The sequence below is a fragment of the Yersinia bercovieri ATCC 43970 genome (assembly GCF_013282745.1).
GTDB classification, from domain to species: domain Bacteria; phylum Pseudomonadota; class Gammaproteobacteria; order Enterobacterales; family Enterobacteriaceae; genus Yersinia; species Yersinia bercovieri.
Genome location: NZ_CP054044.1, coordinates 3941081 through 3952861 on the forward strand (window position 1 = coordinate 3941081; position 11781 = coordinate 3952861).

Sequence of the window (11781 nt, forward strand, 5' to 3'; positions counted from 1 at the left end):
TATGAAAGCATCAGATGCAGTAGCAAAAGTCCTAGCGGACACCCAAGTCATTTATGGTTTTGAGCTCATTGGTGGAATGATCACCCATTTGGTGGATAGCATTAACTTGCTTGGCAAAACCAAATTGGTATCAATGCACCATGAGCAAGGCGCCGCCTTCGCTGCATCTGCTGTCGCACGTGCGACAAATCACAAAGTGATGGGCGTGGCATTGGGCACTAGTGGCCCAGGTGCCACGAACTTGATCACGGGAATTGCCGATTGCTGGCTGGACAGCCACCCGTGTCTGTTCCTGACCGGCCAGGTCAATACACATGAGCTCAAAGGGGAACGGGCCATCCGTCAACAGGGTTTTCAAGAGCTCGATAGCGTCGCGTTGGTGAAGAGTATCACCAAGTATGCTCATCAAGTCGGGCACATTGATGAACTGATTCCCTGCTTGCTCAAAGCGATTACCATCGCTCGATCAGGTCGCCCAGGCCCTGTATTGCTGGACATACCCATGGACATCCAGCGAGCCGAGGTGGACGAGGCAGTATTGGATGAATTATTAAGCGTCTGGGCCTACGAGTCTTCGTTGGCACCGGAGCAAAGCGCCCCGTACGACGATGTATGGGCGTTGTTGGAAAAAGCGCAGAAACCCGTTTTCCTTATTGGTGGCGGCGCAGTAAATGTACCTGGGTTCAGCCAATGGTTGAGCGAGGTCAGTAAACTGGGCATCCCTCACGTCGCAAGCCTTAAGGGTGCCGAGAAACTACCTGCCAGCGAGCATTACCTTGGAATGCTGGGGGCCTATGGCACCCGAGCGGCTAATTATGCAGTGCAGAACTGCGACCTGTTGATCGTGTTCGGCAGCCGCATGGATGTGCGCCAAACCGGCGCAAAGACGGAAACCTTCGCGCACAATGCGCATATCGTGCAGTTCGATCTGGACGCTGCCCAGTTGGATAACAGGGTAAAAGCGCAACAGTCGATCAATGCCAACCTTGAGGCGGTATTTGCCTCTTTCGTCACCCATGCTCCAAACCTACGATCCGTCCCCACTGCTTGGCAAACGCACCTAGCGCAGGTGTTCGAGCAGTCGTTCAAGGACGAGTATACGGACTGGAGTATCAGCCCTTTCAAACTGTTCAGTACCCTCAACGAGCTGGCTGAAGGCCAAGCGCTAGATTACGTCGTCGATGTGGGCAACAACCAGATGTGGGCCGCGCACACCTTGCGCCTAGGCTCTCGTCAGGCTATGCACCATTCTGGTGGCCTAGGTACGATGGGCTTTGCCATTCCCTCTGCGGTGGGTGCCTGTATCGCTGGTGGCAAGCCAGTTGTGGTGATTACTGGTGATGGCGGCGCCCAACTGAATATTCAAGAGCTGGATATCATCGCCCGTGAGCGTCTCCCCATCCTCACGGTGGTATTGAACAACCATTCCCTAGGCATGGTACGAGGCTTTCAGGAAATGTATTTCGAGGGTCGTAACTCCTCCACTTACTGGGATGGCTACACATCGCAATTCCAAGCACTGGGTGCTGCCTATGGCATCGATTCGCGGAGCTTGAGCGACCTGGAAACCTTCAAGGCAGCGGTGTCTGAGTTCCTAGCGAGTGGAAAGCCGATGCTGCTTGAGGTATTGATGCCAGATGCGCGAGAGTGCCGACCACGTCTGGAGTTCGGCCGTCCCATCAACGAACAGTCGCCGCTACTGGAGCTGGGTCAATGAGACTCGCCATCCTAGGAGCGAGCAGCCATATCGCCAAGGACCTGATAGCCAGCATTCCGTCGACGACTTATCAGTGCACCCTGTTCGTCCGCGCGTCCAGCACGTTGGATGCCGAGCTTCAAGAGACTGCGGCGCGCAAGGGGTTTGCCGTCGTCACCTACGACAGTTTTGATGATAGCGACCAGTTCGACGCGATCATCAATTTCGTTGGCGTAGGCGATCCGGCCAGAGCGTTACAAATGGGTCAAGCCATTTTTACCGTCACCGAACACTATGACAACTTTGCCTTGGCCTATCTGCGCAGCCACCCTGAGTGCAAATACATCTATCTCAGTAGCGGCGCCGCCTATGGTTCCAATTTTGCAGCCCCGGTCACAGAGACCTCGACGGCAGTTTTTCCAATCAATGCCCTATTGCCCCAGCACTGGTATGGCGCTGCCAAATTCCAGACTGAGTGTCGTCATCGAGCACTGCCGGATGCGGCTATCGTCGATGTTCGTGTATTCAGCTATTTCAGTCATCGTCAGGCGCGCGAGGCACGGTTCTTCCTTAGTGACATCCTAAGGGCACTGCATGCGGGGACGGTTCTGGAAGTTGCACCGGATGACATGCTGCGAGACTACCTTACCCCTGCTGACTTCATGCAGTTAATCGACCGAATACTGCAAGCGCCTGCATGCAACAGTGCTGTGGACTGTTACAGCCTCGCGCCCGTAGGGAAATTTGAGTTGCTCGCAGCTTTGGGCGAGCAGTTCGGTCTGAACTTTACGATTGTCGGTGAGCAGTCTCAGGTGAATGCCACAGGCCAAAAGGCTCATTACTATTCGTACAATCGCAAGGCCGAGCAATTATTCGGCTATGTACCCACCGATTCTTCGCTGAGCGGTGTGATGCATGAGATCAGGCAGGCACTGCATGCAGAAGACTGAAAAAGCATGCCCACGGATTAGCGCACTTCTAGAGGTAAAGCTGGTCCGTTTTTTGTTGGTGGGGGTGATGAATGCAGCGTTCGGTTACGGCTGTTTTGCTGCCTTTCTCTACCTCGGTCTGCATTACAGCATGGCTCTACTACTGGCCACGATCCTCGGCGTCTTGTTCAACTTTAAAAGCATCGGTGCCTTGGTGTTTGGCTCGAAAAAAAATAGTCTCATCTTCCGTTTCGTGGCCGGGTATATCGTTGTCTACGGTGCCAACGTGGCGGGTATTGCTGCGCTTACATCACTGGGCGCGACCCCCTATTTAGCTGGCATCGCATTAATTGTGCCGATGGCTCTACTCTCATTTGTCATTAATAACAGGTATATATTCAATCATGCGTAAACTCATCAGCATAGTGACACCTTGCTACAACGAAGAAGCCAATATTGATGAACTTTACCAGCGCATCGTCGACGTTATGGCACGTCTTGACTACGATTACGAACATATCTTCATCGACAACTGCTCAACTGATAACAGCCTCGTCAAGTTGCGTGCATTGGCGGCCCAAGACAAGCGGGTAAAGCTCATCCTGAACGCGCGAAACTTCGGCCATATCCGCTCGCCGTACTATGCTTTGCTTCAGGCTCGGGGCGATGCCGCAATATTGATTGCCTCTGACCTGCAAGACCCGCCCGAAATGATCGAAGAGTTCGTGAAAAAGTGGGAGGAAGGTTTCAAGACAGTCATGGCGGTGAAACCGGAAAGCGAAGAGTCGCGCCTAATGTTCTTCGCACGCCGTACCTACTATCGCTTCGTCACCCGTATCTCCGAAGTGCCGTTGGTGCAAAATGCCACGGGAGCAGGTCTATTCGACCGGGCCGTTCTGGACATACTGAAGAAGATTGACGACCCTTATCCCTATTTCCGTGGTCTGCTGTGTGAGATAGGCTTCCCGATCGCGACCGTGCCATTCAAGCAACCACGGCGCATGCGCGGCATAACCAAAAACAATTTCTACACGTTGTATGACATTGCCATGCTGGGTATTACCAATCACTCCAAAGTGCCGCTACGGCTGATGGTGATAGGCGGCGCAATGCTCGCAGGGCTCAGCCTGTTGGCCGCATTTGGGTTCTTGATCGCGAAGTTGGTATTCTGGAACTCCTTCCAAATGGGTATCGCGCCATTGCTCATTTCTTTGTTCTTTTTCAGCTCGGTACAGATCCTGTTCTTGGGGATGCTTGGGGAGTACTTGGGATCGGTTCACACCAAAATCCGCAATATGCCGTTAGTCATCGAAAGCGAACGCGTGAATTTTGACTAACCTCCCTGGGGAATGCATTGAAATCTATACTTAAACCAAGTACATATAGTGAGACTGAAATGAGCGCTTATCCAACATGGCGGATGACGTTTGCTGCCGACTGGAAGCTGATAATCATCGGTACGATTGCGACTTTCTTCCTCGCAAGCATTTTCATGAGTGGCCTGCCCGACGGCTTGATACCAAACTTGACAACCCCCTATGGCTATTCGGGTGATGGATTGTTCCATGCATGGATGGCGCAAAGAGTCACGGAAGGCTGGCTATTCGATAACGTCCGAAGTGGTTATCCATTCGGTTCAAGCTTCCTAGATTTCCCAGGTTCAGATTCGGGCGCTCACTTATTGATCAAAGTATTCGCGCTGATGAGTGGCGGCTGGGTGGGTGGAGTGAATCTATTCTTTTTGTTTGGATTTGCTTCCTGCTTCGTTGCCACCTACGTGACCGCTCGGGCTTTCTCTCTGAATCGCAGTTTTGCCGTGGCGATGAGCGTACTTTACACGTTTGTCCCTTTCCACTTCCTTCGGTTAGGACATCTTTTTTACACTTGCTATTTTGTCGCCCCGCTGTTTTTCTATCTGGCATTAGATATCTACCTGACCCGCGGGCCTACAGGTCGCACGGGACTTAAATCGACGCTTCGCAAACTCGTGGCGTCCGCTGCAGGCATGCTGGTTCTCGCCTCCTTCGGGGTGTATTACGCTTTGTTTGGGGTGATTATTCTCGCCACAGCCGGTGTCATGAGCGCTATCAAATCTCGACGCTCCCACGGTGCGAAAAAAGCGGCGCTACTCATCAGTGCAACCATTTTAGGTGTGATGTTAAACCTCGCGCCTAACGTGCTAGGGACTTATAAGAACGGCCCTAACCTGGAGATGGCTCAGCGTTCAATTGTCGAATCTGAAACCTATGGGCTGAAGATGATGCAGCTGTTGATGCCGCGGATAGACCACCGGATTTCACAATTTAGAGCGGTCGCCCAGAAGTATCAACAAACCCCTTTAGTCAACGAAAATGCTAGTTCGTCGATGGGTATCATCGGTGCTGCGGGCTTTATGATGGCGTTGCTTTACCTAATCTTCATCCCTGCACGGACGAGATATGATGATAAGCTTCGCCTTCTTGCGGTCACGACATTTGTGCTGTTCCTGTTTGCAACAGTAGGCGGCTTAGGTTCGCTCTTTGCAATGGTCATTTCCCCGTTGATAAGGGGTTGGAACAGAGACAGCATTTTCATCGCTTGCGGCGCCCTGCTTTTCTTCTTCATTTCGCTCCAGCTTTTATTGCAGAAGAAAGCACCTCGGCTTGCCAAGCAGTCGGTAGCCATTGCAGTAGTGCTGATGTTCGTAGGCTTGTACGACCAGACCGTGTCAGCCTGCAAAAACTGTAATGCGACCGTTAAGGCTTGGTTCGATAACGACAGAGACTTTGTCCAATCTATCGAAAAAGCGCTCCCTGCGGGGGGGCGGTTTATCAGTTGCCTTACATAGGCTTTCCTGAAACACCGATAATGCACCGCTTACGCAGTTACCAAATGATGGCTGGTGTGCTGCATTCGAAAGACCTGCATTGGAGCTACGGCGGTACGAAGGGGCGGCCAGGTGATTTGTTCTATCGTGCGCTGGCACAAGAGCCAATGTCGCATCAGATTGAGGTCATCCGCAAACTCGGCTTTGATGGCATTTATATCGATCGTCGTGGCTATGCAGACAACGGCGAAGCGATTATTCAAGAATTATCTCAGTTGCTACAGCAACCGCCGCTGCTTCAGAGTGACAACAAAGAAATGGTGTTCTATAAGCTGGATAACAGCGCGCATCCCGACTTGGCCAGTCTGACAACAAAGCAAATTCAGCGAGAGGCAGGGTACATTGCAGACGCTTTAGGCCCACGCTACAGCGCAGACCTGATGAGCGGAATAGACTTTACCCGGGCCAACTTGCCTGACTTTATAGACGACGCCCAAGGTCTGTATGCAGCCGAGCCGTGGGGACGCTGGTCATCCCAACAAGCCGTCTTCAAATTTACCGACCCACTGCCACAGAAATTCTCTCTTATACTGAATGCTCGGATTTTTGACGCGAAAGATCATGAACCGACTCTCGTCAGGATAGGCAGTCGTGAATACCGTATTCCGCTCACTACAGGTGCCTCTGAAATCCGTCTGGATGTTGACCTCGAAGGTGAGAGCGCCGATAGCATCACTTTCATCCCACCCAAAGCGGTATCGCCTATGCAGCTTACCGGAAGCTCGGATTATCGGATTCTTGGTATCGGTTTCGTATCAATGCGAATAATCCAATGACAAAGTCGACCTGAGGCATGAATCGGTATTATTGAGTGTGAGCAGTTTTATTGCCAAAGTAAGAAAATATAAAGCGCAGCTATTTCATTGGATAGCTGGCTTTGTTGAATAAATCAGATTTTGGGCAAGCATCTTCGTAGCCGGTTGCAGTTGTCAGATAATACGCACGCTTTCTGGCATGCCTGCCTTCGTCATTTTGTTCAGCGCACGCACCATGGCCAAAGCCTCTGCAACCTGACCATCGTAGTCACGCAACGTCAGCGAACCACCGAACAACTGCTTTATACTGTACATCGCCGTTTCCGCTAAGGCTATCCCCGATAATCGGGGCGATGTGACAACTCGGCTTTATGCGCTGATCAGTGCCAATCCGCATATAGCGAAAGTTTATGAAGACGATTACTTTTCGATAAAATACTTTATGAAGGGCTCAGCGCATCTGACATTTAGGAAGCCTGAATTGATTGATAAGATGAATGATATCGTGGCGAAACACTATCCACAGATGCTTTCGACAAAAATTTAGCAGCATCTAAATTCGATACTCTCAGAACCGATTGACCCGATTTCTATCGGGCCGAATTGTGGGTACTTATCTTCATCGCAGACTGTATCTATCCTAATCTCAATCAATTCAGTCTAATCACAGCGAATGGGACATGGCATACCCGATGGCATACCAGAAAAAGTCACAAACAAAAAATCCCAATCTTTTCAAGGGATTGGGATTCGAAGATGGCGGAGGAGGAGAGATTCGAACTCTCGAACGGTTACCCGTCGACGGTTTTCAAGACCGTTGCCTTCAGCCACTCGGCCACCCCTCCGCAACGGACCGAACTATAAACAGAGCACTGCCGCTTGTAAAGCTTGTTTGTGTTTAATCGGCCAAAAAGCCGCCATCTGAATATCGAGTGATGAATTAATCGTCATGACTGATGATTCGCTGCGCAACAACCCGCACTTTTATCTCGTACTGCCGCCCCTGGCAGATGAATAGAGAGATTTCTTTGGGCTGTGGGCAAATATTTGCTAAATTAGCGTCCGTTTCATTGATTTAATCACCGAGGTGATATGTTGGAGTTTGAAGGTCGGAGTATTGAGACCGACGCGCAGGGTTATCTGAAAAACAGCGCAGACTGGAGCGAAGCTTTAGCCGCGATTTTAGCTGAACAGGAGGGCATCACACTGACAGATCCTCACTGGGAAGTGGTGCGTTTTGTGCGCGCTTTTTATCAGGAATTCAATACCTCTCCCGCCATCCGTATGCTGGTTAAAGCCATGGCACAGAAATATGGTGAAGAGAGAGGTAATAGTCGATATCTCTATCGTTTATTCCCCAAAGGGCCAGCAAAACAAGCGACGAAGATTGCAGGTTTACCCAAACCCGTAAAATGTATTTAATAGGCGGCACCATTGCCGCCATAGCACCCGCCGACTGGCGAATTAATAGCGAATGTCAAATGTTGTAAACGGCGTGGCGGGATGAGGTTCGGTCAGCAAGCGATCCACCCGCGCCCCACGTGGCCCCCCCTGCTTAATCCACGCCATCAAGCTATCTACGGCTTCTTGCTCACCGTAAGCCAGCACCTCTACACTGCCATCATCACAATTTCTGGCATAACCTGTTACCCCCAGTCTCTGGGCCTGACGTTGTGTGCTATAGCGGAAACCGACCCCCTGGACGATGCCGTAAACATAGGCAGCCGTGCATATTTTTGCCATATCAACCCCTCATCAACGTGATAATTTGCATTTTCCGGCTCATACTCCGACAATACCGCTCTTTTTTAGCTAGCTGGCAGCCACTTAATTATGACCTTACGCCTGATTCTTGCCAAAGGACGTGAAAAGTCCTTACTTCGTCGCCATCCATGGATCTTCTCTGGGGCAGTTCTGCGCCTTGAAGGCGATGCCCTTCCCGGTGAAACTATCGATATCCTTGATAGCCAAGGTAAATGGCTGGCTCGCGGTGCCTACTCTCCGGAATCACAAATTCTGGCACGCGTCTGGACGTTCCAACAAGATGAAGTGATAGACCGCGAATTCTTTGTCCGCCGTCTACAGCAAGCACAGCGCTGGCGGGATTGGCTGGCACAGCGAGATGGCTTGAATGGCTACCGTCTGATTGCCGGTGAATCTGATGGCCTGCCGGGTATCACCATTGATCGCTTCCAGAATTTCCTGGTATTACAGTTGCTATCTGCCGGTGCCGAATATCAGCGGGCTGCACTGGTCAGCGCGTTGCAGCAATGCTACCCGGAATGCTCTATTTACGACCGCTCTGATGTTTCGGTACGTAAAAAAGAGGGCTTACCACTGACCCAAGGGACAGTTTGCGGCGAAATGCCCCCTGCTCTGTTGCCAATCAGCGAAAACGGTATGCAGTTATTGGTTGATATTCAGCAAGGTCATAAAACAGGCTTTTATTTGGATCAGCGCGATAGCCGCCTGGCTGCACGTCGTTACGCCGATGGCCGCCGTGTTCTGAACTGCTTCTCCTATACCGGGGCTTTTGCTGTCGCCGCGCTAATGGGCAATTGCCAACAAGTTATCAGTGTTGATACTTCGCAATCAGTGCTGGATATCGCAAAGCAAAATATTGAACTGAATCAGTTGGATATGAGCAAAGCTGAGTTCGTGCGTGATGATGTGTTCCAACTGCTGCGCAATTATCGCGCACAGGGGGAGAAGTTTGACATGATCATTATGGACCCACCAAAATTTGTGGAAAATAAGAGTCAGCTGGCGAGCGCCTGTCGTGGTTATAAAGATATCAACATGTTAGCGATACAGCTATTGCGTCCGGGTGGGATCTTATTAAGCTTCTCCTGCTCAGGATTAATGCCAACAGATTTATTCCAGAAAATTTTGGCAGATGCCGCGTTAGATGCAGGCAATGATATACAATTTATAGAGCAGTTCCGTCAGGCCGCAGATCATCCGGTAATTGCAACATATCCGGAAGGTTTGTACCTAAAAGGCTTCGCTTGTCGGATAGTGTGACTTGAAATACCCCGCAATGCCCTCATATAGAAGGCAGGGTAATGTTTTTCAGGAGGTTATCATGATCGCCAGCAAATTTGGTATTGGGCAACAGGTCCGCCACAGCCTGCACGGCTATTTGGGTGTGGTAATTGATATCGATCCTGAATATTCTCTTGAGCCACCTGAACCTGATGAAGTTGCAAACAATGATACTTTGCGCTCATCACCCTGGTATCACGTGGTCATTGAGGATGATGAGGGGCAACCGGTACATACTTATCTCGCTGAAGCACAGCTGACTTATGAAGATGTGGATGCTCACCCAGAGCAGCCGTCGTTGGATGAACTGGCGGCGTCCATTCGCCATCAATTACAGGCCCCACGTCTACGAAACTGAGTCTCCAGACACCTTAGTCTCAAGGCATATCAATAAAACCCGGTGCACCCTGCCGGGCTTTTTATGGCGGGGAGTTGCCCCAATAGGTGCGAATATTACTCTTTTTCTAAGCCCAGCCGAGGTATTTCAATTTTCGGGCAGCGATCCATAACCACCTTTAGCCCCGCATCCGCCGCCAATGTTGCCGCCAACTCATTAATCACACCGATTTGCAGCCATAGCACTTTAGCACCGATGGCTATCGCCTCCTGTGCCACGCCATACGCAGCTTCGGTGTTACGAAAGACATCCACCATATCAATTGCATGAGGGATATCCGCCAGTTCAGCGTATACCTGCTGCCCCAGTAACGTTTTTCCCGCTAGTTTCGGACTGACAGGGATAACCTGATACCCCTGCTGTAGCAGATAAGCCATAACACTATAACTGGGACGCGATGGGTTATCACTTGCCCCGACTAGCGCAACTGTTTTTACCTGCTGGAGAGTGTCAGCAATCTCTTTATCGTGCATTTTTCAGCTCCTCTGATGCGCTAAAAGAATATTCCTATCCATTTGCATTTAGGTGGAATGATAAATATTAGGCGACGTCTAAGTGTACATCATGTGGAAAATTGAGAATAAACCCGGTCTAATTGATTTCGTTTAATAGATATAGCACTAATAACTGTTAGATTGCCTCTTTTATCTTTAGAATTCATTAGGATAATGATGACACATTTATACTGAATATTTCAGAAAGTAAATAAGTGTGGGCGCACGGAAAGACTTTGACACATAATCTAGCCTGTCTGACAATGTAAGTGGATATCACCTTCAGGAGCAACACATGAAATTTGGTCTGGTGGTCGCAGGGATTTTGGCCGTTTGCTGTAGCACTTCAGCGTTAGCCACGACCTTAAAACTTGCACCGGAAATTGACCTGTTGGTGGTCGATGGCAAAAATATGTCTGGCTCCTTGCTAAAAGGGGCCGATAGTTTGGAGCTAAACAGCGGCCAGCATCAAATCCTGTTCAAAGTGGCAAAACCGCTGCCGGCAGAACCGAAAATATTGTATGCATCTCCGCCACTGGTGGTGGTGTTTAATACCCGCAATATTCGCTCAGTTGCCATCAAACTACCCGCTATCGAGACTGAACGAGATGGGAATAAGTTCTCTAAAAACCCTATATTTCAGCTTATTGGCGATAATGGCCGCCCGTTGTCGGTGCGCCACGATGTGCTGCACGAAGAGAATCTCAACACTGCGACAACACTTGAAACCGCAATGGCCACCTATAACGTCGGGCAATACAGTGCTTCCGTTCCCTCATTTGCCACAATACCGCCGTCACCAGTAAGTGCCGTGCCGGGGACCACCATTGCGGTTGCAGGTACAAATGCAACACAGAAGACAACCCGTCTGCAAGGTGAGAATGTCGCTGAACAGATGCTGCAATATTGGTTCCTGCAAGCCGATGCCGAAACCCAACAGCGCTTCCTGCTATGGGCAAAAAAACCACCCGCTAAGTAGTGAGTCCCGTTTAGGCTGCTCTTAAATATCAGGTTATGCTTGTTTCTTCGCATTTCTTTGCGTTAGCGCTATGCACAAAATAGCCATTTCAGTAATCTGTCAGCAAACCGCTGGCTCTTATTGAAGGATATTTTGATGGAACTCACCACCCGCACTATTGCGGCACGTAAGCATATTGCCCTTGTTTCCCATGACCACTGCAAAAAATCACTGCTTGAGTGGGTCATGGCAAACCGAGATCTTTTGGCACAGCACGAACTTTATGCCACTGGCACCACCGGCAATCTGGTTCAAAACGCCACGGGGATTGATGTCCACTGTTTGCTTAGTGGCCCAATGGGGGGGGATCAGGAGGTGGGCGCACTGATATCTGAGAAAAAAATCGATATCCTTATCTTCTTCTGGGACCCGCTCAATGCGGTTCCCCATGATCCAGATGTAAAAGCCCTGCTGCGCCTGGCGACGGTTTGGAATATTCCCGTGGCCACTAACCGCTCAACCGCAGATTTCTTAATTGGCTCAGCTTTGTTCAGCAGTGAAGTGACCATCGCTATCCCTGATTATGATCACTATTTGAAGCAACGCCTGAAATAATCATGAAGCCCGGTGATGACCCATCG

13 protein-coding genes, 1 tRNA gene and 2 pseudogenes are annotated in these 11781 nt (G+C 50.2%); 12 read left to right on the forward strand and 4 right to left on the reverse strand.

Annotation, left to right across the window (positions count from 1 at the left end; genetic code table 11):
- The first annotated feature begins 1 nt into the window (after position 1).
- The 6 genes from HRK25_RS17870 to HRK25_RS20100 are packed head-to-tail and all read left to right on the forward strand — an operon-like array spanning position 2 to position 6267.
- Positions 2-1717, forward strand: a complete 1716-nt coding sequence (locus HRK25_RS17870) for a thiamine pyrophosphate-binding protein (protein WP_005279595.1) — start codon at positions 2-4, stop codon at positions 1715-1717.
- Complete coding sequence (locus HRK25_RS17875; protein WP_032899093.1) at positions 1714-2646, forward strand: NAD-dependent epimerase/dehydratase family protein; 933 nt, start codon at positions 1714-1716, stop codon at positions 2644-2646. The genes HRK25_RS17870 and HRK25_RS17875 overlap by 4 nt, the downstream gene beginning before the upstream one ends.
- Positions 2633-3037 carry a GtrA family protein gene (locus HRK25_RS17880; protein WP_032899094.1) on the forward strand — a complete coding sequence of 135 codons (405 nt, stop codon included), beginning with the start codon at positions 2633-2635 and terminating at the stop codon, positions 3035-3037. The genes HRK25_RS17875 and HRK25_RS17880 overlap by 14 nt, the downstream gene beginning before the upstream one ends.
- The gene (locus tag HRK25_RS17885) at positions 3030-3962 is read left to right on the forward strand and encodes a glycosyltransferase family 2 protein (protein WP_032899095.1); all 933 of its coding nucleotides are present in this window, start codon (positions 3030-3032) and stop codon (positions 3960-3962) included. The genes HRK25_RS17880 and HRK25_RS17885 overlap by 8 nt, the downstream gene beginning before the upstream one ends.
- A 59-nt stretch (positions 3963-4021) precedes the next feature.
- Positions 4022-5452 carry a hypothetical protein gene (locus HRK25_RS20095; protein WP_217364409.1) on the forward strand — a complete coding sequence of 477 codons (1431 nt, stop codon included), beginning with the start codon at positions 4022-4024 and terminating at the stop codon, positions 5450-5452.
- 44 nt (positions 5453-5496) lie between these two features.
- The gene (locus HRK25_RS20100; protein ID WP_217364410.1) at positions 5497-6267 is read left to right on the forward strand and encodes a DUF7024 domain-containing protein; all 771 of its coding nucleotides are present in this window, start codon (positions 5497-5499) and stop codon (positions 6265-6267) included.
- A 153-nt stretch (positions 6268-6420) separates the two neighbouring features.
- On the opposite strand, the pseudogene HRK25_RS17895 reads toward HRK25_RS20100, so the two are convergent.
- A pseudogene (locus HRK25_RS17895) lies at positions 6421-6579 on the reverse strand (IS5/IS1182 family transposase); the annotation flags it as partial.
- Between HRK25_RS17895 and HRK25_RS17900 the strand changes: the two are divergent.
- Positions 6566-6793, forward strand: a pseudogene (locus HRK25_RS17900) (DUF4942 domain-containing protein); the annotation flags it as partial. The pseudogenes HRK25_RS17895 and HRK25_RS17900 overlap by 14 nt on opposite strands.
- 210 nt (positions 6794-7003) lie before the next feature.
- On the opposite strand, the gene HRK25_RS17905 reads toward HRK25_RS17900, so the two are convergent.
- A tRNA-Ser gene (locus HRK25_RS17905) sits at positions 7004-7091 on the reverse strand.
- Between the two features lie 247 nt (positions 7092-7338).
- Between HRK25_RS17905 and tusE the strand changes: the two genes are divergently transcribed.
- Positions 7339-7668 (forward strand): sulfurtransferase TusE, encoded by a 330-nt coding sequence (gene tusE / locus HRK25_RS17910; RefSeq protein WP_005279802.1) that lies wholly within the window; start codon positions 7339-7341, stop codon positions 7666-7668.
- A gap of 42 nt (positions 7669-7710) precedes the next feature.
- On the opposite strand, the gene yccX is transcribed toward tusE, so the two are convergent.
- A complete protein-coding gene (gene yccX / locus HRK25_RS17915; RefSeq protein ID WP_005279804.1) occupies positions 7711-7989 on the reverse strand; it encodes an acylphosphatase in 279 nt (92 codons plus the stop codon).
- Positions 7990-8079: 90 nt separating this feature from the next.
- Between yccX and rlmI the strand changes: the two genes are divergently transcribed.
- Together rlmI and hspQ are read left to right on the forward strand one after the other, a co-directional pair.
- Positions 8080-9270 (forward strand): 23S rRNA (cytosine(1962)-C(5))-methyltransferase RlmI, encoded by a 1191-nt coding sequence (gene rlmI / locus HRK25_RS17920; RefSeq protein WP_005279806.1) that lies wholly within the window; start codon positions 8080-8082, stop codon positions 9268-9270.
- Between the two features lie 61 nt (positions 9271-9331).
- Positions 9332-9649: a heat shock protein HspQ gene (gene hspQ, locus HRK25_RS17925; RefSeq protein WP_004873797.1), complete on the forward strand. Its 318-nt coding sequence runs from the start codon at positions 9332-9334 to the stop codon at positions 9647-9649.
- Between the two features lie 95 nt (positions 9650-9744).
- Here the strand turns inward: hspQ and HRK25_RS17930 are convergent, their stop codons facing one another.
- Entirely contained in the window at positions 9745-10161 is a 417-nt protein-coding gene (locus tag HRK25_RS17930; protein WP_005279808.1) for a CoA-binding protein, read from the reverse strand.
- Positions 10162-10477: 316 nt separating this feature from the next.
- On the opposite strand from HRK25_RS17930, the gene HRK25_RS17935 reads away from it, so the two are divergent.
- Together HRK25_RS17935 and HRK25_RS17940 are read left to right on the forward strand one after the other, a co-directional pair.
- Positions 10478-11161 carry a DUF2057 family protein gene (locus tag HRK25_RS17935; protein ID WP_005279810.1) on the forward strand — a complete coding sequence of 228 codons (684 nt, stop codon included), beginning with the start codon at positions 10478-10480 and terminating at the stop codon, positions 11159-11161.
- Between the two features lie 135 nt (positions 11162-11296).
- Entirely contained in the window at positions 11297-11755 is a 459-nt protein-coding gene (locus HRK25_RS17940; RefSeq protein WP_005279811.1) for a methylglyoxal synthase, read from the forward strand.
- The last annotated feature ends 26 nt before the right edge of the window (positions 11756-11781 follow it).

Bases quoted from the DNA above. Each gene is read 5' to 3' on its own strand.
- HRK25_RS17870 (WP_005279595.1), top strand. From the start codon at position 2: ATGAAAGCATCAGATGCAGTAGCAAAAGTCCTAGCGGACACCCAAGTC.
- HRK25_RS17875 (WP_032899093.1), top strand. From the start codon at position 1,714: ATGAGACTCGCCATCCTAGGAGCGAGCAGCCATATCGCCAAGGACCTG.
- HRK25_RS20100 (WP_217364410.1), top strand. From the start codon at position 5,497: ATGATGGCTGGTGTGCTGCATTCGAAAGACCTGCATTGGAGCTACGGC.
- HRK25_RS17940 (WP_005279811.1), top strand. From the start codon at position 11,297: ATGGAACTCACCACCCGCACTATTGCGGCACGTAAGCATATTGCCCTT.
- hspQ (WP_004873797.1), top strand. From the start codon at position 9,332: ATGATCGCCAGCAAATTTGGTATTGGGCAACAGGTCCGCCACAGCCTG.
- HRK25_RS17935 (WP_005279810.1), top strand. From the start codon at position 10,478: ATGAAATTTGGTCTGGTGGTCGCAGGGATTTTGGCCGTTTGCTGTAGC.
- rlmI (WP_005279806.1), top strand. From the start codon at position 8,080: ATGACCTTACGCCTGATTCTTGCCAAAGGACGTGAAAAGTCCTTACTT.
- HRK25_RS17930 (WP_005279808.1), bottom strand. From the start codon at position 10,161: ATGCACGATAAAGAGATTGCTGACACTCTCCAGCAGGTAAAAACAGTT.
- HRK25_RS17880 (WP_032899094.1), top strand. From the start codon at position 2,633: ATGCAGAAGACTGAAAAAGCATGCCCACGGATTAGCGCACTTCTAGAG.
- yccX (WP_005279804.1), bottom strand. From the start codon at position 7,989: ATGGCAAAAATATGCACGGCTGCCTATGTTTACGGCATCGTCCAGGGG.
- tusE (WP_005279802.1), top strand. From the start codon at position 7,339: ATGTTGGAGTTTGAAGGTCGGAGTATTGAGACCGACGCGCAGGGTTAT.
- HRK25_RS20095 (WP_217364409.1), top strand. From the start codon at position 4,022: ATGAGCGCTTATCCAACATGGCGGATGACGTTTGCTGCCGACTGGAAG.
- HRK25_RS17885 (WP_032899095.1), top strand. From the start codon at position 3,030: ATGCGTAAACTCATCAGCATAGTGACACCTTGCTACAACGAAGAAGCC.